Raw genomic sequence first — 21,688 nt, forward strand, 5'->3', positions numbered from 1 at the left:
TCCAGACGAGCGTTCGGCCGGCGGCTTCATACGCCGCGCGACGGGCTTGAAAGGCGTGCCGTCCAGCGGCGTCCGCGCGCGGATGCCGAAACGTTTTTTTTTATACGACACGCGCAGCTTCCGCTTCAGCGCATAGCAAATTGCATTCTGCGTCACGCCGAGTCGGGCCGCTCGCTCGCGCTGGTAGGCGTCAGGGTAGTCCCGCAGGTCTTGCTCTAGCGCCGCCACGTCCAGCTTGCGTCGCCGAAACCCTGATGGCTTGCGCTCGACCTGCTTCAGCCAGCGCATCACGCTCGCTTTCCCCACCGCAAACCGCTGGGCCACTTGGGTGATCGACAACTGTTCCCGCTCCCGAACACCCAGCACTTTACGACGAAAATCAATTGAGTAGGCCATTCGTTAAATATGATCAAAATAAATTTGTTTTGCTATAACGACGCGATTCGGATGGCCTGACGCATCACCGGTCGGACCGTCCCGGCTTCGGCGGGCGACGCGGACCGGATGCCGGGCCACGCCCGCCGCGTGGCCGATCCGGCCAAACCCGCCCGGAAACCGGGGGTCGACGCAGTTCCGGTTTGGGAGCAGGCCGGGGCGCATAGCCCACGGCTTGCAGCAGCTCCGTCATTCGTTCCTCGTCCAGTTCATCCCAATGTCCCGGATGCAGGCCCCGTCGCAAGGTCACCGGCCCGAAACGCACCCGGGTCAAGCGACTGACCGCCACGCCCTGCGATTCCCACAGCCGCCGCACCTCGCGGTTGCGCCCCTCCTTCAGAACGACGTGATACCAATGGTTCGCGCCCTCGCCGCCCGCCTCGCGGATCTCGTCGAAACGCGCCAGCCCATCCTCCAGCGGCACGCCTTCCCGCAAGCGCTTGAGCATGTCCGGCGTGACCTCGCCCAACACCCGCACCGCGTATTCCCGCTCAACTTGGGACGAAGGATGCATCAGCCGGTTGGCCAGCTCGCCGTCGTTGGTGATCAGCAACAATCCCTGCGTATTCAAGTCAAGCCGACCCACCACGATCCAGCGCCCATCGCGCAAGGGCGGGAGATGCTCGAAAATCGTGGTCCGGCCTTCGGGATCGTGCCGGCTGGCGATTTCGCCGACCGGTTTGTAATAGGCCAAGACTCGTCGCTGCTGCCCGAAGGCGCGTACCTGGATCAGCTTGCCGTCGATCCCGATCTTCTCCGCGCCGTTGACCGATGCGCCCAGTTGCGCCGGCACGCCGTTCACGGTAATGCGACCCTGGCGAATCCAGTCCTCGATCTGGCGGCGAGAACCCAGTCCCATGCGGGCGAGAAATTTCTGCAGGCGTTCAGTCATCGGGCGATTCCGTTGAGGTGGTGGAGTCCGAGGACGGGACGGCAATGCGGCGATCCAACTCGGCGCCAATCGCATCCGGATCGCGCGGAGCCGCCAACGGCGGCAGTTCGCTCAGGCTCTTGAGGTTGAAATAATCCAGAAAAGCGCGGGTGGTGGCATACAGGGCCGGACGACCGGGCACCTCGCGGTGACCGACTATCTTGATCCAGTCGCGTTCCTGTAGGGTTTTCATGATGCTGCTGCTTACGCTGACGCCGCGCACTTCCTCGATTTCGCCACGGGTAACCGGCTGACGGTAGGCGACCAGCGCCAGGGTTTCCAACAGCGCGCGCGAGTAGGTGGCGGCCCGTTCTTCCCACAACCGCGACACCCAGGGCGAGAAAGTGCCGGGTACCTGCACACGGAAACCGCTGGCGACTTCGATCAGTTCCAGCCCGCGTCCGGCATAATCGACCGTCAATTCAGCCAGCGCGGCACGCAGCGCCTCCCGTTCGGGCTGTTCTGCTTCCGGGAAAACCTTCTGCAAGCGTTCCAGCGGCAACGGTTCGCCAGCGGCCAGCAACACCGCTTCCAGAATGGTTTTCAACGCCGGCATCGCAGGTACTCAACCCTGCCGGCGGAGATAGATCGGCGCGAACGGTTCGGATTGCACCAGTTCCAAAACCGCCTCGCGTAGCAACTCCAGCACCGCCAGAAACGTCACCACGAGACCTATCCGGCCTTCTTCCGGCCGGAACAGTTCGGTGAAGGCGGTAAACCGCAGCGTATCCAGCCGTTCCAGCACCTGGCTCATCCGCTCGCGCACCGACAAGGTTTCACGCCGGATCGGATGGTGGCCGAACAGCTCGGCGCGGGTCAGCACCTCGCGCAGGGCGGCCAGCAGGTCGTTCAGACCGACCGGCGGTGGCGGACGAACGCTTTCCCGGCAAGGCGGCTCGGCGCTGGCGACGAAGGTTTCGCGCTCCAATCGCGGCAAGGCATCCAGTACCTTGGCAGCCTGCTGAAAGCGCTCGTACTCCCGCAGCCGGCGCACCAGCTCGGCGCGCGGATCGTCTTCCTCCATCTCGGCCAAGGTCGGCTTTGGCAGCAGCAGGCGCGATTTGATTTCCGCCAGCCAAGCCGCCATCAGCAAATACTCCGCCGCCAGTTCCAGCCGCAGTTCCCGCATCAACGCCAGATAGTCCATGTACTGCCGGGTGACGGTGGCAATGGGAATATCCAGGATGTCGAGATTCTGCCGTCGGATCAGATACAGCAGCAGATCCAGCGGCCCCTCGAAGGTTTCCAGAAAGACTTCCAGGGCGTCCGGTGGGATGTAGAGATCCCGCGGCAATTGCGTATAGGGTTCACCGTCGACTCGGGCGAGCGGCGGCTGAGCGATGGCGTCCATTCAACCGGGAATCGACGACGATCCGCCGGGGCGCGGCATATCGCGCCCCTACCTTTGATCCAAGGGCAGGATGCCGACCGCGCGTCGCAGTTCTTGCAAGAACGGCACGCTGTGTTCGCGCGCCCGCGCCGCGCCGCGTTTGAGGATCTGCTCGATGTGGGCGGGGGCTTGCAACAACTCCTGGTAACGTTGGCGCGGTTCGCTCAGCCGGGCGTTCAGATATTCGAACAGGAACTGCTTCATTTCGCCCCAACCAATCCCTTGGGCGTAACGGGTGCGTATCGCCGCCGCTTCCTCCGCCGTGGCAAAGGATTGGTAGATCTGGAACAGCGTGCAGGTGTCGGGGTCTTTCGGCGCTTCCGGCGGCAGCGAGTTGGTCTTGATCCGCATGATCAGCTTGCGCAAGGCTTTTTCCGGCTCGAACAGCGGGATGGTGTTGCCGTAGCTCTTGCTCATTTTGCGCCCGTCCAGCCCGACCAGAACCGCCGCCTTTTCGTCCACCACCGCTTCGGGCAGGACGAAATGCTCGCCATACAGGTGGTTGAAGCGAGCGGCGATGTCGCGGGCCATTTCCAGATGCTGGATCTGGTCCTTGCCCACCGGTATCTTGCTGGCCTTGAACATCAGAATGTCGGCCGCCATCAGAATCGGGTAGCAGAACAACCCCATGCTGATCCCCTTGTCGGGGTCCTTGTCGGGATCGGCCACGTTGTCGGCCACCGCCGCCTTGTAGGCGTGGGCGCGATTCATCAATCCCTTGGCGGTGACGCAGGTGAGGATCCAGGTCAGCTCCAGGATTTCCGGGACGTCGGTCTGAGCGTAGAAGATGACGTTCTCGACATCCAGTCCCAGCGCCAGCCAGGTGGCGGCGACTTCCAGCCGGGAACGATGCACCAGCGCCGGGTCCTGACATTTGACCAGGGCGTGATAGTCGGCCAGGAAGTAGAACGATTGCACGTCCCGCCGCCGGCTGGCCTCGATGGCGGGCAGGATCGCGCCGACGTAGTTACCGAGATGCGGAGCGCCGGTGGTGGTGATGCCGGTAAGGGTAATTTCCATGATGGCCGCAAGATTCTTGGTTCGGGATTAGAAGAAGGAGGAGAACAGGGTCAGGATGAGGTGGCGAATACTGTTGACGATGGGCATCAGCACGTTGAACAGGCCGGCCCCCAACAACAGCACCAGAATGATCAGGCCATAGGGCTCGATCCGCGCCATGGCCAGACCGAAGCGATCCGGCAGCACGCCGGCCAGCACCCGCGAACCGTCCAGCGGCGGAATCGGCACCAGATTGAGCACGCCCAGCATGATGTTGATATTGATCCCGTACCCGCCCATCAGCAGCAGCGGTTCGCCCAACCATGGGAGTCCGGCTTGCAGGTGGTAACCCACCACCATCAACAATCCCCAGCCCAGGGCCATAAGCAGATTGGCGCTCGGTCCGGCCAGCGCCACCAGCGCCATGTCGCGCTTGGGTTGATGCAGGCGATGGTAGTTGACCGGTACCGGCTTGGCCCAGCCGAAGATGAAGCCGCCGAACACCGCCAGCAGCGCCGGGATCAGCACCGTGCCGATCGGGTCGATATGCCGCAACGGGTTCAGGCTGAGTCGGCCCTGGGCCTTGGCGGTGGTGTCGCCGCAGCGCAACGCCGCCCAGCCGTGCGCCACCTCGTGCAGGGTGATGGCCAGCAGCAGCGGCGGCGCCAGCACGATGAGCAGTTGAACCGTGGTCAATTCTTGCATGGCGCGATTATACGCAGCCCGGCCGGGCGCGGACTAGAGAAACGGGCTGGCGTCGCCCAACCCCTGACGGATCAGTTGCGGCGCTTCTTCGGTCAGGTCGAGCACGGTGGTCGGTTCGCGCTGGCCGGGACCGCCGTCGATGATCAGATCGACCTCGTTGGCCAGGCGTTCCTCGATCTCTTCGGGGTCGGACAGCGGCCAGTCGTCGCCGGGCAGGATCAGCGTGCAACTCATGATCGGCTCGCTCAGTGTCGCCAGCAGGGCGCTGACGATGGCGTTGTCCGGCACCCGGATGCCGATGGTCTTGCGACGGGGATGCTGCAAGCGACGCGGGACCTCGTGGGTGGCCTGCAAAATGAAGGTAAACGCCCCCGGCGTGACGGCCTTGAGCAAGCGGTAGCGCCGGTTGTCCACCTTGGCGTAGGTGGCGATTTCGGACAGATCGCGGCAGACCAGGGTGAAATTGTGATGGCGGTCGGTCTGGCGGATGGCGCGGATGCGCTCCGCCGCCGCCTTGTCCCCCAGTTGGCAACCCAGCGCATAGCTGGAATCGGTGGGATAGACGATCACGTCGCCTTCGCGCAGTCGCGCCACCGCCTGCGCGATCAGGCGCGGCTGCGGGTTGGCGGGATGGATTTGTAAAACGCGGCTCATGGCCCTACTATTTCCAATTCGTGGATGACAATCGGTCAGGCAACTTGCCAGCCTGGCGTTGCCCGGTCAAGACGGCGATGGCAAAGCCGTCTCTTTTTTTGTCCCTCGCCGCCGTTTCCCACACTCCATGGAACCTCGCTACCGGCATGAAACTGCTGTTCGACTTTCTGCCCATCCTGCTGTTCTTCGTCGCCTACAAGCTCGCGGATATCTACGTCGCCACCGGCGTGCTGATCGGCGTCACCCTGGCTCAGGTCGGCTGGATCTGGCTGCGGCAACGCCGGGTCGAGAAACTACCGCTATTTACCGCCGGATTGGTGCTGGTACTGGGCAGCCTGACGCTCATTCTGCACGATCCGGTTTTCGTCAAATGGAAACCCACGGTGGTGAACTGGCTGTTCGCCCTGGCCTTTATCGGCAGCCGTTTCATCGGCCGGCAAACCCTGTTGGAACGCATGCTGGGCGGTCAAATGGAACTTCCAGCCCGAATCTGGATCAACCTGACGTTTATGTGGGCTATTTTTTTTCTTCGTCATGGGCGTGGTCAATCTATATGTGGCGTTCACGTTCGACGAAAACACCTGGGTCAATTTCAAACTGTTCGGGATGTTGGGCCTGACTCTGGTGTTCGTGTTGGTGCAGGCGGCTTACATGAGCCGTCATCTCAAAACCGACGATGCCCCGTCAAAGGAGTCCTGATCCATGCTATACGCTATCATCGGCCGTGATGTGCCGGGTACTCTGGAACAGCGGTTGGCGGCTCGTCCCGCTCATCTGGAACGCCTGAACGCCCTGCTGGCCGAGGGTCGGCTGGTGTTGGCCGGACCGCTGCCGGCCATCGACAGCCCCGATCCCGGCCCAGCCGGTTTTCAAGGCAGCCTGGTGGTCGCCGAATTCGCCGCGCTGGAAGAAGCCCGAGCCTGGGCCGACGCCGATCCCTACGTGGCCGCCGGTGTGTATGCGGCCGTCGAGATTTACCCGTTCCGCAAGGTGCTGCCGGCATGACCGACCGCGTCGCCCTGATCGAGGAACGGCTGCGTGGCGCGCTGGCTCCCGAACGCCTGCAAATCATTGACGACAGCGCTGCCCATGCCGGTCACGCCGGCGCGCGCGAGGGCGGCCATTTCACTATTCACATCGTTTCATCGGCCTTTACCGGCAAGACGCTGATTCAGCGCCACCGCCTCATCAACGCGGCGGTGGCCGACCTGATGCGCCGGGAAATCCACGCCTTGAGCATCAAAACCGCGATTTCTCCGGCGGAGCAAGGTTTGCATTGACGACAAAGTACGCGACCCCGGTCGAATAGTCCTCTTCTGGAAACAACCCAACCCCTGGAAACAACGAAATGAATAAACCGCACAAGTTGACTCTTCCGTTACTGGCGCTGTCCTCCGGCCTGCTGCTGTCCAGCGTGGCGCTGTCCGCCGACGACAAAAAAAGCCGAGGCAGCCCCCGCCGCCACGCCCGCCGCCGTCCAAGGCCGCGCCCGCCGCGCCCGCCGCGCCGCAAGCTGCGTTCACCATCCCCGATCCAGTCGCGGTGGTCAACGGTAAGGCGATTTCCAAGGCGGCCTTCGAGCAGTATGCCCAGCAGTTGCGCGGCAAGGCCAAGGTCGATTCGCCGGATGCCAGCAAGTCGCTGGTCGACCAACTGGTCATGGAAGAACTGCTGGTGCAGCAGGCCAACAAGCAGAAGCTGGAAGATGACCCGCAAATCAAGCAACAGTTGGAAATGATCCAACGCAGCCTGCTGGCCAGTACCGTGGTGCGGCGGATGCTGAGCGAAAACGCGCCCAGCGAAGATGCCATCAAGAAAGAGTATGAAACCGCCGTCGCGGCGATGAAGGGCAAGGAGTACAAGGCCAGCCACATCCTGGTGGACTCCGAGGACAAGGCCAAGGAGGTCATCGCCGAACTCAAGAAAGGCGGTAAGTTCGCCGAACTGGCCAAGGCCAAATCCAGCGACAGTTCCGCGGCCAACGGCGGCGATCTGGGCTGGTTCACGCCGAGCATGATGGTGCCACCGTTCGCGCAGGCCGTCGCCAAGATGGAAAAGGGCAAGTACAGTGAGGAGCCGGTGCAGACGCCGTTCGGCTGGCACGTCATCCTGCTGGAAGATGTCCGCGACGCCAAGCCGCCGACCCTGGACGAATTGCGGCCACAGATCGCTCAGATGTTGCAGAGCCGGATGGTGAACGACTATCTGGAAAAGCTGCGCGCCGGCGCCAAGATCGAAATCAAGGAAATTCAGGTCAGCGCGACCGAACCCGCCAAGGCCGAACCTGCCAAGACCGAGAAGAAATAACTGCCCGAGTCAGCCTGAGATGGCAGCCGGCAAGCCGGCTGCTATCCCTCCAGCAGACTCAACAGTCCTGCCTCGTCCAGCACCCGCACCCCCAGTTCCCGCGCTTTGTCCAATTTGGAACCTGCGTCGTGGCCCGCCACCACGTAATCGGTTTTCTTCGACACGCTGCCCGCCACCTTGGCGCCCAGCGCCCGCAACCGTTCGGAGGCCTGGTCGCGAGTCAGCGATTCCAAGGTGCCGGTCAGCACGAAGCTCTTGCCCGTCAGGGATTCCCCGGTACTGGTTTGCACGGCCATCGCTGGCCACCGTACCCCAGCGGCCAGTAACCGAGCCAGCACTTCCTGGTTGTGTGGCTCCTGAAAGAAGGCAAGAATGGCGGCGGCCACCACCGGACCGACATCCGGCACTTGCAGCAAGCGGGTTTCATCGGCCGCCAGCAGCGCTTCCAGCGTACCCAAATACCGCGCCAAAGCCCGCGCCGTGGCTTCTCCAACCTCACGGATTCCCAACGAATACAGGAATCGTTCCAGCGAGGTATCCTTGCTGCGTTCCAGTGCTTCGACCAGATTGGCGGCGGATTTGGCGCCCATCCGTTCCAAACCGGCCAGCGTCGTTGCATCGAGCGCGTACAAATCGGCGGGATCGTGCACCAGGTTCCGCTCGATCAGTTGCTCCACCAACTTGTCACCCAGTCCATCGATGTCCATCGCCCGGCGCGAGGCGAAATGGCGGATCGCTTCCTTGCGTTGGGCGCGGCAATACAAGCCGCCGACACAGCGAGCGACCGCTTCGCCTTCCGGGCGGATAACCCGCGATCCGCATACCGGGCAGAGGGCCGGCATCGTGAATGGTTGCGTGCCGGGCGGGCGGCGCTCCAATACCACGCCGACTACTTCGGGAATGACGTCACCGGCCCGACGCACGACGACGGTATCGCCCACTCGTACATCCTTGCGCGATACTTCATCGGCGTTGTGCAATGTCGCATTGGTGACGGTGACGCCGCCGACGAACACCGGATTGAGCCGCGCCACCGGGGTGATCGCGCCGGTGCGACCAACCTGTACCTCGATGGCCTCGACCACGGTCAGCTCTTCCTGAGCCGGAAATTTATGCGCCACCGCCCAGCGTGGTTCGCGGGTGCGGAAACCCAGTTGCCGTTGCCAGGCGAGGCGGTTGACCTTGTACACCACGCCATCGATATCGAAGGGCAGCGTATCGCGCTGCTCGGCGATGGCATGATGAAAATTGATCAGACCCTCCGCGCCCCGCGTCACCGTGCGTTCTTCGCATACCGGCAGTCCCAGCGTGGCCAGCGCATCGAGCATCGCGCCATGGGTGGTCGGGATCTCCCAACCTTGCACCTCGCCCAACCCGTAGGCAAAAAAGGACAGCGGCCGTTTCGCGGCCAAACTCGGGTCGAGTTGCCGGATGCTGCCCGCCGCGCCGTTGCGGGGATTGACCAGGGTGGGCAACCCCGCGGCGCGTTGCCGGGCGTTGTAGCGTTCGAAGTCCGCGCGGCTCATGTACGCTTCGCCGCGTACTTCCAAAACCTCGGGCGCGGCGCCTTGCAACCGGAGCGGCACGGCCCTGATAGTGCGCACATTCTGAGTGACATCCTCGCCGGTCTCGCCATCGCCACGGGTGGCTGCCAGGACCAGTGCGCCCTGTTCGTAGCGTAGGCTGATGGCCAAGCCGTCGAATTTCAACTCGCAGGCGTACTCGACCGGTTCCGCATCGTCGCCCAGATCCAGCTCGCGTCGTACCTGGGCATCAAAGGCCACCGCGCCGTCCGGGCCAGTGTCGGTTTCGGTGCGGATGGACAGCATCGGAACCCGATGTCGCACCGGTACGAATGCCGCCAGCGGTTTGCCACCCACTCTCCGGGTCGGAGAATCGACGGCGATCAGCTCCGGATGGGTGGTTTCCAACTCCTGAAGCTCCCGAAACAGCCGGTCGTACTCGGCGTCGGGAATTTCCGGATCGTCCAGCACATAGTAGCGGTAGCCATGCCAGTTGAGCCGTTCGCGCAGCCAAGCGGCCCGATGTCGCGGATCGGTGAAAAGCGCCATGTCGCTCTCGCGCCATCAGAGCGGCTGTGCGCGCCGCTGCCGCTCCAGCTCGGCGACTTCGTCGCGCAAGCGCGCGAGCGCCTGATTGGTCATTCGGTTGCGTTGCTCGTCACAAATCAACCCGCCCAACCTCTGAGCCAGTTGGTCGGCGGTAATGACCAGCAGGTCCAACGCCTTCATTTCCTCAAGCGGTCCGGGTAGCTTCATGAATAGCAGCAGGCCCGGCGTATGCAGTTCCTGCAAGGTTTGCGGCTCGAACGAGCCGGGCTTGCGCAGATGGGCGAGGCCGAGGATCGGGACATCGGCGGCTTCCGTCTCCGGGAACAGCTCGTACAACCCCGCAGGATTCAGACGAAATCGCAGCGCCTCGGCCACGACCTGGATTTTGGGGCCGTGAAAGAGCTGGTGCCGTGATGCCATCACGGTCAGCACCAGGGTCATTTTTGGCGAGCGCGGCGGCGCGGTGGGTTCCTGCCGCGACTCTTGTGGTGGGGGTGCTAGCGTGGTGGACGGGCACGCTTCGCTATCGTCGACCGGCGCCTCCGCTTCGACCATCGTCGTGGAGCCCTGGCGATTGATGGGTCGAATTTCCACATCCACCAGCACCTTGTCGGCCAGAGGGTGACTGGGAGTGATGCGGCCCAACTCGCCAAAATCATGCCCATCGACCTCTTCTTCGTCCGGCGTTCGCGTTCGCGTGTCGCCCAGCACCGGCTCCTTGGAGAGCCGATGTCGGCGGTTGCCGATTTCTTCCTTCAGATGCGAGCGGATGCCCCAGAGGTAAATCAGGATAACGATGACGGCCCCGATGACGGCCAGCAACCACTGTAATTGTGTTTTGTCCAATTCCATGAATCGAAAGCCTCAGATTGCGCCTGTCGCAATAATGAGATTATGTCGCGATAAGAGACCACACTGTCAAACCGCCATTGCCGCCATCGGCGGACTGGGGGTTACAGCCTCCGTTTATACTGTAATCCCTGGGCTTTCACAAATGACATCCGCCGCGCCCAGCCCGGAGGCGGCCCACGCGTCGAGAGCGGCTAGCCGGCCACGGCCAGTCGCGCCGCCGCCGCGACATCGACCGCGACCAACCGCGACACCCCAGGCTCCTGCATGGTCACACCGGCCAGATACTCGGCAATCTCCATGGTCGCCTTGTTGTGGGTGATGAAAACGAACTGTACCCGCGTCGACATATCGCGGACCAGCGCGCCGAACCGGCCGACATTGGCTTCGTCCAGCGGTGCATCCACCTCGTCCAGCAAGCAAAATGGCGCCGGGTTGAGCTGAAAAATGGCGAACACCAGGGCGACCGCAGCCAATGCTTTCTCACCGCCGGACAAGAGGCTGATCGACCCGACCCGCTTGCCCGGCGGTTTGGCCATGATCGCCACTCCGGCGTCCAGCACGTCCTCGCCGGTCAGTTCCAGATGGGCTTGGCCACCGCCGAACAGTCGGGGAAACAGTTCACTCAAGCCAGCGTTGACCCGTTCGAAGGTGTCCTGGAAGCGAGCGCGAGTCTCGCGGTCAATTTTGCGAATGGCGTTTTCCAGAGTGGTCAGCGCTTCCAGCAGATCGGCGTTCTGGGCATCGAGATACTGCTTGCGCTCGGACAATTGGGCGAACTCCTCGATGGCCGCCAGATTGATGGGACCCAGTCGCTGGATACGCCGCTCCATCTGCTCCAAGCGCGCCAGCCAGTCAGCTTCGGCTGCGGTTTCCGGCAGGGTGGGCAATACCGCCTCCGGTTCGGCGGCCAGCTCGTGCAATTGCTCGCGCAGGTTCTGCCGGCGCACTCGCGCCTCACCCAGTGCCAGCCGCTGCTCCTCGATCCGCTGGCGCTGGGTTTCGACCTGCCGCTCGCGACGGGCGCGGGACTGCTCACCGGCTTCCAATGCCGCGTCCTGGGCTTCGAGAGCGTGGCGAGCCTCGCGTAGTTCCGCTTCGACCGTGAGCCGGGTTTCCAGCCAGCCGGCCAGTTCGTCTTCGATGGCGGCCCGCGCCGCGCTGTCATCGCCGGCGCGTTCCTCGATCAACCGCGCTTGCCGCGCCTGCAACTGTTGCCGTTGGGTATCCAGCCTTGCCATGGCCTGGCCGGCGGCACTCGCCCGCACCCGCAGGGTTTCGATGGCTGCTGCCTGGCGGGCCGCCGCCTGGCGGGAGGTATCCGCTCGGGCGCGGCACTGTTGGATCCGCGCGCGCAGTCGCTCCTGGTCTCCGCTCAGCGCCGCATGTTCGATCTTCAGATTCTCCAGCGCCAATAGCGTTTCCTCCAATCGCAGCCGGGCCAGTTGCACCTGTTCCCGATCCTGCTCGCATTGATCGCGCAGTTCGGCGAGTTCCTCGGTCAGCGTGGCCCGGCGGGCGCGGGCTTGCTCCCAGCGAGCCTGCACGGTGTTACATTCTCCCTGCAAGCGGGCATGGTCGCGATGATCCTGATTGACGGTCTGCTGGAGATCGCGGCGTTCGCGTTCGCGTTCGCGCTGCTGGGCGCGGAGCTGCTCCAGATGCGCGGTTTGCCGTTCCAGTGTCACTGCGTCCGCATCGAGCGCGGCGGCGAGCCGGCGGATTTCCCGCTCGCGCGCCAGTACCCCGTCGCTGCCTTCCCGCGCCAGCCGCAGCCAGCGACGCCCGCATAACACGCCATCCGGCGTGACCAGCGCCTCGCCGTCGCGCAGCTCCGCACGACGCGCCAGTGCTTCCGTCAGGGTGGCAGCGGTATCGACCCCCAGCAAGGCGGCGAGCGGCCACGGCGCGCGCACCCGCGCGGCCAAGCCCTCCGGCGGTGCCGCGTCCCCGAACTCGTCCGGGAAGATTTCCAATAGAGTCAACCGGCCCTGCGGTAGTTCGACGGCGGCGTGCGCCAGCGGGTCCAGACTAGGCAGGCAGACTGCGTCCAGCCAGCCGGCCAGCGCCGTTTCCACCGCTGCTTCCCAACCAGGCTCCACTTCCAACTGCTCCGCCAATCGCGGTGCTTCGGCCAGCCCTCGGGCGCGCAGCCAGGTATCCGACTCGCTTTCATGCCGACCCAGCGCCGCTTCCTGCAAGGTTTGCAGCGAGGCCAGCCGGCCGCGTCCGGCCAGCAGCCGTTCCCGCAATTCCCGCAGCGCCGGATCGGCCTGCTGCTGGGCTTCGCGGTTGGCGATCAGGTCGGTTTCGATCCGCGCCAGTTGCTCTTGACGATGTTTCAGGTCGGCGGCCGCCGCCTGTTCGGCCGAGCGTCGTTCGGCCAGCTCTACATGCAGATCGGCCTCGGTCAGTTGCTCCCGTTCGAGCCGCAGCCGCTCCAAGCGCTGCTCGTTCCGCGACAGTTGCCGCTCCAGGTGTTCGATCCGGGTCCGCTCCACTTCGGCCTGCCGCAGCACTTCGCCATGGCGCCGATTGAAGGTTTCCCAGGCGGCTTGTCCCTCGTGCAGGTCGGTTTCGGCGGCGGTCAGCGCGGCGGCGGCATCCGCCTCTTCGGTCAGCAGCCGGGTCAGTTCCGGTTCAGCGGCGGCGAGTGCCGTCGCCAGTTCGTCTTGTTGCTCCCGATCCACCCGCCATTGCTCGTCCACCTGCGCCAGCGCCGCCACGACCTGATCCCATTCCTCCTCACGCCGTTGACTCAGTTCGCGTTGGTGTTGCAGCGCCTGTTCGAGTCGGCTGATTTCCGCGCCGGCTTGGTAGTAACGGCCTTGGTGATCATTGAACGCATCGTTCAACTCCAGACGCCGGGCGCGGCCGATCTCCAATTGGGCTTCCAGTTGGCGCTGTTCGGCCAGCAGCGCTTCCAACGCGGTTTCCTCTTGGCGCAGCGCGTGTTCGCGGTCGCGACTGTCGGCTTGCAGGTTGCGCCAGCGCAGCGCCAGCAATTCGGCGCGCAGGCGGCGTTCCTCGGCGCGATAGTCGCGATACTGCTCGGCGGCCCGAGCCTGCCGCTGCAAATGATGCAGTTGCCGGCCCAACTCCTCGCGCACATCGGTGAGTCGGTCGAGATTTTCGCGAGTGTGGCGGATGCGGGTTTCGGTCTCGCGCCGGCGCTCCTTGTACTTGGAGATGCCGGCCGCTTCCTCCAGGAAGATGCGCAACTCGTCGGGTTTGGACTCGATCACCCGCGAAATCATGCCCTGTTCGATAATGGCATAGCTGCGCGGCCCCAATCCGGTGCCCAGGAAGATGTCGGCGATGTCCCGGCGGCGGCAGCGCGTGCCGTTGAGGAAGTAGCTGGACTGGCCATCGCGGCCGACCAGCCGTTTGATCGCGATTTCGCCGTAGCTGGCCCAAGGACCACCCAAGCGGCCCTGGCTGTTGTCGAACACCAGCTCGACGCTGGCCTGTCCGACCGGTTTGCGACTGGCCGAGCCGTTGAAGATCACGTCGCTCATGCTCTCGCCGCGCAAGCTGCGGGCCGAGCTTTCCCCCATCACCCAGCGCACCGCGTCGATGATGTTGGATTTGCCGCAACCGTTGGGACCGACGACGCCCAGCAGGTTGCCGGGCAAATGTAACACGGCGGGGTCCACGAACGACTTGAACCCCGCCAGCTTGATCTTGCTCAGCCGCATGGGTGCGTCGGACGCAGGCTCCGCACCGGTCAGGCCCGGCGGACCAGCGGTTGCAGCACCGCTTCGATGGCGTCCAGATCCGGAATGATGATCGGCTGATCCTGATAGCGCGCCCAACACAGAGCGCCCGGCCGGCGCAGATCCTCCGCCGAAACCTCCGGGTCCAGCTTGATATCCTGGCGCGTCAGGTTAAGCGGCCTGGGCGCCGCAGTACCCAGGATGCCGAAATACGGCAGTTTGGTGTCGGTGCCCAGGGTATTCAGGATAATGATGCGGGAATTGAGATCGGCCTCGGGCGTCACCCGGAAAATCAGTCGCCCCAGGCTGATCAGCGGCGTGGTCAGATTTCGCCACAACATGGCGCCGACCACCCAGTGCGGCGCCGCCTCGATCCGCAAGGGCGTGGCGAATGGCAGGACTTCGAGCACAAAGCTGTTCGGCAGGAGGACCTGACCGCCTTGTAAGGCGACCAACAAGCAACGCAGGTTCGCGGAGACTTCTTCCATTACGGTATCCATGCAAGGTGCGGAGGTGCCCGGACCGGGTCCGCGCGTCTCAGGTAATCAGCTCCAGGGCGTGCTCGCCGAGAATCTTGCGGATCGACTGCATCAACTGTTCTTCCTGATAAGGCTTGGTCAGGTAGTCGTTGACGCCCAGCTTCATCGCGCGCTCGCGGTGCTTCTCACCACCACGCGAGGTGACCATGATGATGGGCAGGTGTTGCAGGCGCGCTTGATTGCGGATGTGGGCGAGCACTTCGAAACCGTCCATGCGCGGCATCTCGATGTCGAGGATCGCCAGATCCGGCACTTGGGTCTGCAGCAGGGCCACTGCGTCCACACCATCCTTGGCCGTGACGACCTGAATGTTGTGGCGCTCCAGGATGCGGGCGGTGACCTTGCGCATGGTGATCGAGTCGTCGATGACCATGATGCCGATCTTTTCCTGCCGCGCCTCCTGCCGCGCCATCCGCAGGGCACGGCTTTCCGCCTGCTTCTGCTGTTGCGAGCCGATATTACGCACCAGCGCCGCCAGATCCAGCACCACCACCACCCGACCGTCGCCCAGCACGGTCGCTCCGGAAATACCCGGCATGTTGTTGAACTGAGGGCTGACCGGCTTGACGATAATTTCCTGGTTGCCCAGTACGGCTTCGACCTGCAGGGCGGCGCTGGCCTCGGCACTGCGGAACAGCAGGGTCGGCGGCCGGCGATCCTTGACTTCCTCGAACGGCAGCATGTGTTCGCTACCGGCCAGAATGCCCAGATTATGGATCGGGTAACCGCGCTCGTTGTGCTGGTGCTGGACCTGTTCGCCCGTCAGATAAGCTTGGAACGCGCTCTCCTGAATGCGGGTCACCAATTCGATGCTGAGCAGGGGAATGGCAAAGATGGCATTGCCGGCCTTGGCCAACAGTGCCTGGGTAACCGCCAGCGAAAACGGCAGGCGAACGATGAAACGCGATCCCTGGCCGGGTTCGGTCTGGATCAGCAAGGCGCCGCGCATGGCCCGAATCGCCGCGTTGACCACATCCATGCCAACGCCACGCCCGGCAATCTGGGTGACCGCCTTGGCGGTGGAAAAGCCGGGACGCAGCAACAGCGCGATCAGCTCTTCCTGACTGGCTGGCTGATCAGGCAGCAAAAAGCCTTTTTCCTCGCCCTTGGCGCGGATTGCGTCGAAATTGAGGCCGGCGCCGTCGTCGCTCAGTTCCAGCACCAGTTCCGCGCCTTCCCGATGCAGGCTCAGGGTGATGGTGCCGATTTCGGGCTTTCCAACCGTCCGGCGCTGTTCCGGCGCCTCGATGCCATGCGCCAGTGAATTGCGCAGCATGTGTTCCAACGGGGCGACCATGTTTTCCAGTACGGTGCGGTCGACTTCCGCCTCCTCGCCACCGACCAGCAATTCGGCGCGCTTGCCCAATTCCTGGGCCGCCTGCCGCACCACTCGCCGCAGCCGCGGAACGATGCTGCCGAATCGCACCATGCCGGTGCGCATCAAACCTTGCTGGATTTCCTTGTTGACCTTGGCCTGCTGGTCGAGCAGCGAGCCGACCTCGCGGGTCTGTTCGCCCAAGGTATTGCCAACGTTGCCCAAGTCGTCGGCGATTTCCATCAGCGAGCGGCTGAGCTGCTGCAGCTCGGTGAAACGATCCAGTTCCAGCGGATCGAATTCCAGTTGGTGCGCCTTGGCGCCCGTATCCTGCCGCGACTGAATACGGGCTTCGGCCTGCGTGGCAAGATGGGTCACCTGCCGGCGCAACCGGATGACGGTTTGCTCCAACTCGTTGAGGTTGAAGCTCATCGCGTTGACGCCCTGATCGATCCGGGCGCGGAAAATGCTGCTCTCGCCCATCTGATTGACCAGGGTATTGAGCAGCGCGGCGCTGACGCGGATGCTGTCGGTGGGCGCGGCGGCGGCCGGTTTTTCCGTGGGCTGCGCCATCGCCGCGACCCGGGTGGCGGCGACGGGGGCAGCAACGGGCTTGGGCGCCACCACGGGTTTGCCGCCCAGTACGCCGTGCAGCTCGTCGATCAGGTTTTGCACGTCTGGCGCTGGCTCGCCGCCACCCCGCAACATGCGATGCAGGCCGTCCAGGGCACGCTGGACGGTGTCCAGGATGGCCGGCGCGGCTTGCAGCGCTCCCTTGCCGAGCGCGTCCAACACCGATTCGGCGGCGTGGGCCAGATCGCCGACCGTCATGAAGCCGGCCATGCGCGAGCTGCCCTTGAGCGTATGCATTTCCCGGCGCAGGTCGTTCAGCAGTTCCACGCTATCCGGTTCGCCGCGCAACTGCCGCAGGATGGCATCGCTGGAATCGAGAATTTCGCTCGCCTCGGACTGGAAAACCTGGGCCAACTCTTGATCCAGCTCGGTCATGGCCTTGAGCGCGCCGGCCTCCGGCGCCGCGGTCGGCTCAAGAGACGCAGGCACCGTGGGCGGTAGTTCCTCGACCGGCCGGCCGGCGGCGGCTGCCTCGGCCAAACGATGCAAATCGCCAATCAAGTTGGTCGCGGGTGCCGGCTCCAAGCCAGCGCCGGCCTCCGCCAGCATTCGGTTCAGCCGATCTAGGGCCTGCTGCAGGACATCCAGCACGACCGGCGTCGTACCTCCCGCCTTGCCAAGCACATCCAACACCGATTCGGCGGCGTGGGCCAGATCGCCGACCGTCATGAAGCCGGCCATGCGCGAGCTGCCCTTGAGCGTATGCATGCCCCGACGCAGGTCATTCAGTAGGCCGGGCTGATCGGGCTCGCTACCCAGCCGCTGCAGGATGGCATCGCTGGCATCGAGAATTTCGGTGGCTTCGTACTGGAAGACCTGGGCCAGTTCCAAATCCATCGCCGGGGGCGCACCCGATTCCAGTTCGGCGGCGACGGGTTCGGCCGGCACCGGGGGCTGGACCACGGGCGGCGGCAATTCGATCCTGATCGGGCCAGCCGGCGCGACCGCAACCGGCGGCGGCTCGACCTCGACCAGCTCGGCCGGTTTGGTCGGCTTGGTCGGTTCGATTGCCGTCGGGACGACTTCGTTCGGCGTGCCTTGCAACAGCGCGGCGGCGCGCGCCGCCAACGCCGCCAACGCCGCCAACGCGTCTTCCGTTACCGGTGCTTCACCGATCAACGGTTCCAGCGCGACAGCGGCTTCCTCGACCAATTCGGCCATGGCCATGGACGCCGATGCCGTATTGTTCAGTACGTGGCTCAGCAGGTCCTCGAAACACCAGGCGAAATCGCCGATCGCGGTTGCGCCGACCACGCGCCCGCTGCCCTTGAGGGTATGGAAAGCCCGGCGCAAGCTGACCAATGCTTGACGATCGGCCAAGTTTCGCTTCCAGAGGACCGAATACTCGCGAATAGCGGCCAGTTCGCCGCGCGCTTCCTCGAGAAACACCTCCATGAATTCCGGGTCGATCGCGGCCGCAGCCGCGCGCTCCGACGGTGGCGCGGTGACTGGTTCCACCCGGAGCGACGGCGGCGCGGTGACTGGTTCCACCCGGANCGACGGCGGCGCGGTAACTGGTTCCGCCCGGAACGACGGCGGCGCGGTGATCGGTTCTTCGACTTCGGCTTCTTCGCTTTCGGCGGCCAAGGTTTGTGCTCGCGCCGCCAGTGCCGGCAAGGCGTCCAGCTCACCCCCTCGCAATGGGGTTTCACCCACCAGCGGCTCCAACGCCGCCACCGCCGCGGCAATCGCCGAAATGATGGTCTGGCTGGCTGCTACCTTGCCGGCCAGAATCTGGTTCAGTAAGTTTTCGTATTCCCAGGCGAAATCGCCGATTACGGTCGCACCGACCATGCGACCGCTACCTTTGAGGGTATGGAAAGCGCGGCGGACGATGGCCAGCGCGTCATGATCCTGCAAATTTTCCTGCCAGCGGAGCAATTGCTCCCGCACGGCCGCCAGCTCGCCGCGCGCCTCCTCCAAAAAAAACCTCGATGAATTCGGGATCGGCATCCGTCAGTCCGAGCAGAGTCTCAAACCCGGGTACATCGGTTGCGGCCTCCGGCATGGACGGCGCGACCCTGTCGATCTCGGACATTCCCGGTTTCGCCTCCAGCTCGGCCGGGTCGGAGACGAGGCCGGGCGGTGACAACGCCGATGTTTCAGGCAATGCCGGTAAATTGAGCAGGGTCTCCATCTGAGCCAGTTGTTCTTCCGCCGCAAGCAAAATCGCCGCCGGTGCCGGTCCCCCGCCACTCAGAGGTTTCAGGCAGTGACCCAACCCAACCAGGATCTCGGCGCAGACTCCGTTGACCAGTGGGCCATAGTGTTCGGCGGCACCACCGGCCAACACCTCGACGATCCGACTTAGCCGACCGAGCACCGCAGTGGCGCGGGTCCATTTTCGTTCGGCCAGCACCTGATGGAGCGTCCGCAGATCGTCTCGCAGGGCCGCCCAGGATTCCGGCTGGTCGGCGGCATTTTCCAATTCGGTGGCAACGGTTTGCCGCAGTCGCTTCAGAATATCCATGATCGCGTGCAGCGCCGTGAACGCCTCCATGGGATCGGCGGCTGGTTCGGTATCGGTATCTGGCGCGCTCGATCGCGCCAGACGCAAGGTGTCAGCCATCTCCAGCAATTGGCCATCCGGGTGCTGATCGTGGGGAGAGAGACAGGCATTCAGATAGCCGATCAGATGTTCGGCGGCCTGCTGTAGCATCGCCAGGTCGGGAGGCTGGAACGTTCCATCCATCAGCGCCAAGATCATCGAACGCATTTCGTTCAACAGGACGACCGCTTCGCGATGCTCCAGCATCGCCAACGGGTCGCGGATCCGCTCGATGGCGCCGAGCATCGCTTCCAGCGACGCCAGATCGGCGCCATCCTCGCGATATATATCCAGATTGGGCCGGAACCGGCTCAGAGCGAGCAGCAGGTCGTTTTTGAGATGCACCAAAGGATTGCCGGCGTTACGATGCGAGGAGACCATTACGCTACCTCCGCGCCGGATACCCGATCCGACTGGCCGTTGCCATTCGGACCCGAGCTTTTCGGGACAACCGCGCGCTTTTGCATCCCCGAACCTCGCTTCGCCAGCCAACCTCAACCAGGCAGCCTGAACCCGGCCACCGATTGCCGCAGTTCCTGCGCCAACTGGTTCAATTTACCGATGGCGGATGCGGTCGCCACGCTGCTCTCGGCAGTCTGCCCGGTAATTTCGTTGATGGACGTCATCGCGCCCGACACCCGCGAAGCCATCTCCGAGACCCGGCCGGCGGATTTGGAGATTTCGTCGATCAGTTCGGCCAGATTGGCGGATACCTTCTCAATCTCTTCCAGCGCCTCGCCGGCCTTTTCCGCCAACCCCGCGCCGCCGACCACCTCGGTGGTGCTCTTCTCCATGGAGATCACCGCCTCGTTGGTGTCGGCCTGAATGGTCTTGACCAGGGTTTCGATGCGTTTGGTGGCATTACTGGAGCGTTCCGCCAACCGCTGCACTTCGTCCGCGACCACCGCAAAGCCGCGACCGGCGTCGCCCGCCGCCGAGGCTTGAATCGCGGCGTTCAACGCCAGAATGTTGGTCTGATCGGCGATGTCGTTGATCAGCGCCACGATGTCGCCGATTTCCTGCGAGGATTCGCCCAGTCGCTTGATGCGCTTGGAGGTGTCCTGGATGTGCTCGCGGATGGTATTCATGCCGTTGATGGTGCGTCGTACCCGGTCGCCGCCCTCGTGGGCGATGCCCACCGATTTCTCGGCCACTTCGGCGGAGGCGGCGGTCTTCGACGACACCTCGTCCATGGAGTGCGCCATTTGCATGACAGTGGCGCTGGCGTTCTCGATTTGCCGAGCCTGAATTTCGCTGGACTTGGCCAGCCGATCGGCGATGGCGCTGGTTTCCTGCACGGCGGCGGCGACCAGCCCCGAGGTACTGTTGATCGTGGACACTAGATCGCGCAAAGCCTCGATGGCGTAGTTGACCGAATCGGCGATGGCCCCGGTGATGTCTTCGGTCACGCTGGCTTGCACGGTCAGGTCGCCTTCGGCCAGATTGCCCAGTTCGTCGAGCAGCCGCAGGATGGCATCCTGGTTGCGGCGGTTTTGCTCCTCGGTCTCCTGTTTGCGCAGCTCGGCCTCGATCAAACGGCCCCGGCTTGCATTGTTTTGAATGTAAAACAGCACGATCAACAGCACCAGAGCGATCACCCCCAGGATGTAGGCGATCTGATAGCTGAGCGGGATACCGAGCAGGCGCACCTGACGGCTGCCGCTGGCATAGGCTTCGAGCAGCTTGCTGGCCGCTTCCAGCAAGGCGTCGCCATTGTCCGCGATACTTTGCGCGGCGCTCTGGACCTTCACCAGTTCCGAGGCCTTGTCGACGATGCGAGTGGTTTCGGTTTCGATCGTTTTAAACAGATCGGCCAGTTCGGTCAGCTTGCCAGCGCTGTCGGGGATGCTCACGCGGTCGACTCCGAGCCGGGTATCGCCTTCCCGCATGCCCTTGAGGATCCGGCCAAACAAGTTCACGTTGCGGCTGAATCGGTCGGCGGTGGCGGCGGCGCTCAAGCCGCCCTCGGTCAGCATGCGCCTGAGATCGCTTTCGATCCGCTGTATCAGTTGGAGTTGGTTGGTGGCCAGATAGACCTGCCGAGGATCGACGCGGCTGTTGGCCATGCTCTTGGCGATCTCATCGGACAAGGTGCTCATCTGAGTCAGGGAGCTTTCCAGCAAGGGCTGGAAATTGCTGACCGAGATCACCGATTCGCGTCCGGCCAGAATGATGTCGCTTTCGTTCTTGACCGGATTCCAGCGGTCACTCAGATCCTCCAGAAACGGCTTGAGCTCGGCCGGCGGCGGCGGCAAGTTCAATGATTCACTGCCGCTCTTCTGATCGTTGAGTATCTGTTCGAAGCGGTCCCGGCTTTGCTTGAGCTTGGCGAACGCGGCCTCCTTGCCGCGAGCGGCCCCCAAGGCTTCGGTGACGATCGAGCGTGACAGCAGGCGCTGTTCGCCGGCCAGCTTCAACTGAGTTTCGTTGCGCGCGTCCTGCCGCTCCAGCAGGACAAAAGTAACGCCCATCAGCACGACAGACAGCACCAGCGCGCCCAGTAATGCCAGGTAAGTGATGGAAAATCCTTTCAGCGCCGAATGATCTCGCGAGTCACGCATTTCAATTTCTCGTTGAACTTGATCCTGACCGACC

18 protein-coding genes are annotated in these 21,688 nt (G+C 63.7%); 4 read left to right on the forward strand and 14 right to left on the reverse strand.

Annotation, left to right across the window (positions count from 1 at the left end; genetic code table 11):
- The 7 genes from E4P82_RS05390 to E4P82_RS05420 all read right to left on the reverse strand — a co-directional run.
- Positions 1-396 (reverse strand): IS630 transposase-related protein (locus E4P82_RS05390; RefSeq protein WP_246327384.1); only part of this gene is annotated, 396 nt, incomplete at its 3' end.
- 64 nt (positions 397-460) lie between these two features.
- The gene (rluB, locus tag E4P82_RS05395) at positions 461-1,327 is read right to left on the reverse strand and encodes a 23S rRNA pseudouridine(2605) synthase RluB (protein WP_169247944.1); all 867 of its coding nucleotides are present in this window, start codon (positions 1,325-1,327) and stop codon (positions 461-463) included.
- Positions 1,320-1,922, reverse strand: coding sequence for an SMC-Scp complex subunit ScpB (gene scpB, locus E4P82_RS05400; protein WP_169247945.1), 603 nt, complete (start codon positions 1,920-1,922; stop codon positions 1,320-1,322). The genes rluB and scpB overlap by 8 nt, the downstream gene beginning before the upstream one ends.
- A gap of 9 nt (positions 1,923-1,931) precedes the next feature.
- Positions 1,932-2,717 carry a segregation and condensation protein A gene (locus E4P82_RS05405; RefSeq protein ID WP_169247946.1) on the reverse strand — a complete coding sequence of 262 codons (786 nt, stop codon included), beginning with the start codon at positions 2,715-2,717 and terminating at the stop codon, positions 1,932-1,934.
- Positions 2,718-2,765: 48 nt separating this feature from the next.
- The gene (locus E4P82_RS05410) at positions 2,766-3,776 is read right to left on the reverse strand and encodes a tryptophan--tRNA ligase (protein WP_169247947.1); all 1,011 of its coding nucleotides are present in this window, start codon (positions 3,774-3,776) and stop codon (positions 2,766-2,768) included.
- Positions 3,777-3,803: 27 nt separating this feature from the next.
- Positions 3,804-4,460, reverse strand: coding sequence for a site-2 protease family protein (locus tag E4P82_RS05415; RefSeq protein ID WP_169247948.1), 657 nt, complete (start codon positions 4,458-4,460; stop codon positions 3,804-3,806).
- A 33-nt stretch (positions 4,461-4,493) separates the two neighbouring features.
- On the reverse strand, positions 4,494-5,114 hold the full coding sequence (locus E4P82_RS05420; RefSeq protein ID WP_169247949.1) for an L-threonylcarbamoyladenylate synthase: 621 nt from the start codon (positions 5,112-5,114) through the stop codon (positions 4,494-4,496).
- Positions 5,115-5,260: 146 nt separating this feature from the next.
- On the opposite strand from E4P82_RS05420, the gene E4P82_RS23975 reads away from it, so the two are divergent.
- The 4 genes from E4P82_RS23975 to E4P82_RS22750 all read left to right on the forward strand — a co-directional run bounded on the left by E4P82_RS23975 (position 5,261) and on the right by E4P82_RS22750 (position 7,421).
- Positions 5,261-5,842, forward strand: coding sequence for an inner membrane-spanning protein YciB (locus E4P82_RS23975; protein ID WP_478219227.1), 582 nt, complete (start codon positions 5,261-5,263; stop codon positions 5,840-5,842).
- The gene (locus tag E4P82_RS05430) at positions 5,817-6,119 is read left to right on the forward strand and encodes a YciI family protein (RefSeq protein WP_169247950.1); all 303 of its coding nucleotides are present in this window, start codon (positions 5,817-5,819) and stop codon (positions 6,117-6,119) included. Before E4P82_RS23975 ends, E4P82_RS05430 begins: the two co-directional genes overlap by 26 nt.
- A complete protein-coding gene (locus E4P82_RS05435; protein WP_169247951.1) occupies positions 6,116-6,394 on the forward strand; it encodes a BolA family protein in 279 nt (92 codons plus the stop codon). Before E4P82_RS05430 ends, E4P82_RS05435 begins: the two co-directional genes overlap by 4 nt.
- Positions 6,395-6,656: 262 nt before the next feature.
- Positions 6,657-7,421, forward strand: coding sequence for a peptidylprolyl isomerase (locus E4P82_RS22750; protein ID WP_169247952.1), 765 nt, complete (start codon positions 6,657-6,659; stop codon positions 7,419-7,421).
- Between the two features lie 41 nt (positions 7,422-7,462).
- Here E4P82_RS22750 and ligA read toward each other — a convergent pair whose 3' ends face one another.
- From ligA to E4P82_RS05475, 7 genes are all read right to left on the reverse strand, one after another.
- Complete coding sequence (ligA, locus tag E4P82_RS05445) at positions 7,463-9,493, reverse strand: NAD-dependent DNA ligase LigA (RefSeq protein ID WP_169247953.1); 2,031 nt, start codon at positions 9,491-9,493, stop codon at positions 7,463-7,465.
- Between the two features lie 15 nt (positions 9,494-9,508).
- Positions 9,509-10,345 carry a cell division protein ZipA gene (locus tag E4P82_RS05450; protein WP_169247954.1) on the reverse strand — a complete coding sequence of 279 codons (837 nt, stop codon included), beginning with the start codon at positions 10,343-10,345 and terminating at the stop codon, positions 9,509-9,511.
- 191 nt (positions 10,346-10,536) lie between these two features.
- The gene (smc, locus tag E4P82_RS05455) at positions 10,537-14,040 is read right to left on the reverse strand and encodes a chromosome segregation protein SMC (protein ID WP_169247955.1); all 3,504 of its coding nucleotides are present in this window, start codon (positions 14,038-14,040) and stop codon (positions 10,537-10,539) included.
- Between the two features lie 29 nt (positions 14,041-14,069).
- On the reverse strand, positions 14,070-14,546 hold the full coding sequence (locus tag E4P82_RS05460) for a chemotaxis protein CheW (RefSeq protein ID WP_169247956.1): 477 nt from the start codon (positions 14,544-14,546) through the stop codon (positions 14,070-14,072).
- A gap of 49 nt (positions 14,547-14,595) precedes the next feature.
- A complete protein-coding gene (locus tag E4P82_RS05465; protein WP_169247957.1) occupies positions 14,596-18,498 on the reverse strand; it encodes a hybrid sensor histidine kinase/response regulator in 3,903 nt (1,300 codons plus the stop codon).
- Complete coding sequence (locus E4P82_RS05470) at positions 18,392-19,474, reverse strand: hypothetical protein (RefSeq protein WP_169247958.1); 1,083 nt, start codon at positions 19,472-19,474, stop codon at positions 18,392-18,394. Before E4P82_RS05470 ends, E4P82_RS05465 begins: the two co-directional genes overlap by 107 nt.
- Positions 19,475-19,587: 113 nt before the next feature.
- Positions 19,588-21,654 carry a methyl-accepting chemotaxis protein gene (locus tag E4P82_RS05475; protein WP_169247959.1) on the reverse strand — a complete coding sequence of 689 codons (2,067 nt, stop codon included), beginning with the start codon at positions 21,652-21,654 and terminating at the stop codon, positions 19,588-19,590.
- Positions 21,655-21,688: the final 34 nt, after the last annotated feature.

This window comes from Candidatus Competibacter phosphatis (genome assembly GCF_012939995.1).
Lineage (GTDB): Bacteria > Pseudomonadota > Gammaproteobacteria > Competibacterales > Competibacteraceae > Competibacter > Competibacter phosphatis.

Bases quoted from the DNA above. Each gene is read 5' to 3' on its own strand.
- E4P82_RS05435 (WP_169247951.1), top strand. From the start codon at position 6,116: ATGACCGACCGCGTCGCCCTGATCGAGGAACGGCTGCGTGGCGCGCTG.
- E4P82_RS05410 (WP_169247947.1), bottom strand. From the start codon at position 3,776: ATGGAAATTACCCTTACCGGCATCACCACCACCGGCGCTCCGCATCTC.
- E4P82_RS05475 (WP_169247959.1), bottom strand. From the start codon at position 21,654: ATGCGTGACTCGCGAGATCATTCGGCGCTGAAAGGATTTTCCATCACT.
- E4P82_RS05470 (WP_169247958.1), bottom strand. From the start codon at position 19,474: ATGGTCTCCTCGCATCGTAACGCCGGCAATCCTTTGGTGCATCTCAAA.
- E4P82_RS05405 (WP_169247946.1), bottom strand. From the start codon at position 2,717: ATGGACGCCATCGCTCAGCCGCCGCTCGCCCGAGTCGACGGTGAACCC.
- smc (WP_169247955.1), bottom strand. From the start codon at position 14,040: ATGCGGCTGAGCAAGATCAAGCTGGCGGGGTTCAAGTCGTTCGTGGAC.
- E4P82_RS23975 (WP_478219227.1), top strand. From the start codon at position 5,261: ATGAAACTGCTGTTCGACTTTCTGCCCATCCTGCTGTTCTTCGTCGCC.
- ligA (WP_169247953.1), bottom strand. From the start codon at position 9,493: ATGGCGCTTTTCACCGATCCGCGACATCGGGCCGCTTGGCTGCGCGAA.
- E4P82_RS05450 (WP_169247954.1), bottom strand. From the start codon at position 10,345: ATGGAATTGGACAAAACACAATTACAGTGGTTGCTGGCCGTCATCGGG.
- E4P82_RS05420 (WP_169247949.1), bottom strand. From the start codon at position 5,114: ATGAGCCGCGTTTTACAAATCCATCCCGCCAACCCGCAGCCGCGCCTG.
- E4P82_RS05460 (WP_169247956.1), bottom strand. From the start codon at position 14,546: ATGGAAGAAGTCTCCGCGAACCTGCGTTGCTTGTTGGTCGCCTTACAA.
- E4P82_RS05430 (WP_169247950.1), top strand. From the start codon at position 5,817: ATGCTATACGCTATCATCGGCCGTGATGTGCCGGGTACTCTGGAACAG.
- rluB (WP_169247944.1), bottom strand. From the start codon at position 1,327: ATGACTGAACGCCTGCAGAAATTTCTCGCCCGCATGGGACTGGGTTCT.
- scpB (WP_169247945.1), bottom strand. From the start codon at position 1,922: ATGCCGGCGTTGAAAACCATTCTGGAAGCGGTGTTGCTGGCCGCTGGC.
- E4P82_RS05415 (WP_169247948.1), bottom strand. From the start codon at position 4,460: ATGCAAGAATTGACCACGGTTCAACTGCTCATCGTGCTGGCGCCGCCG.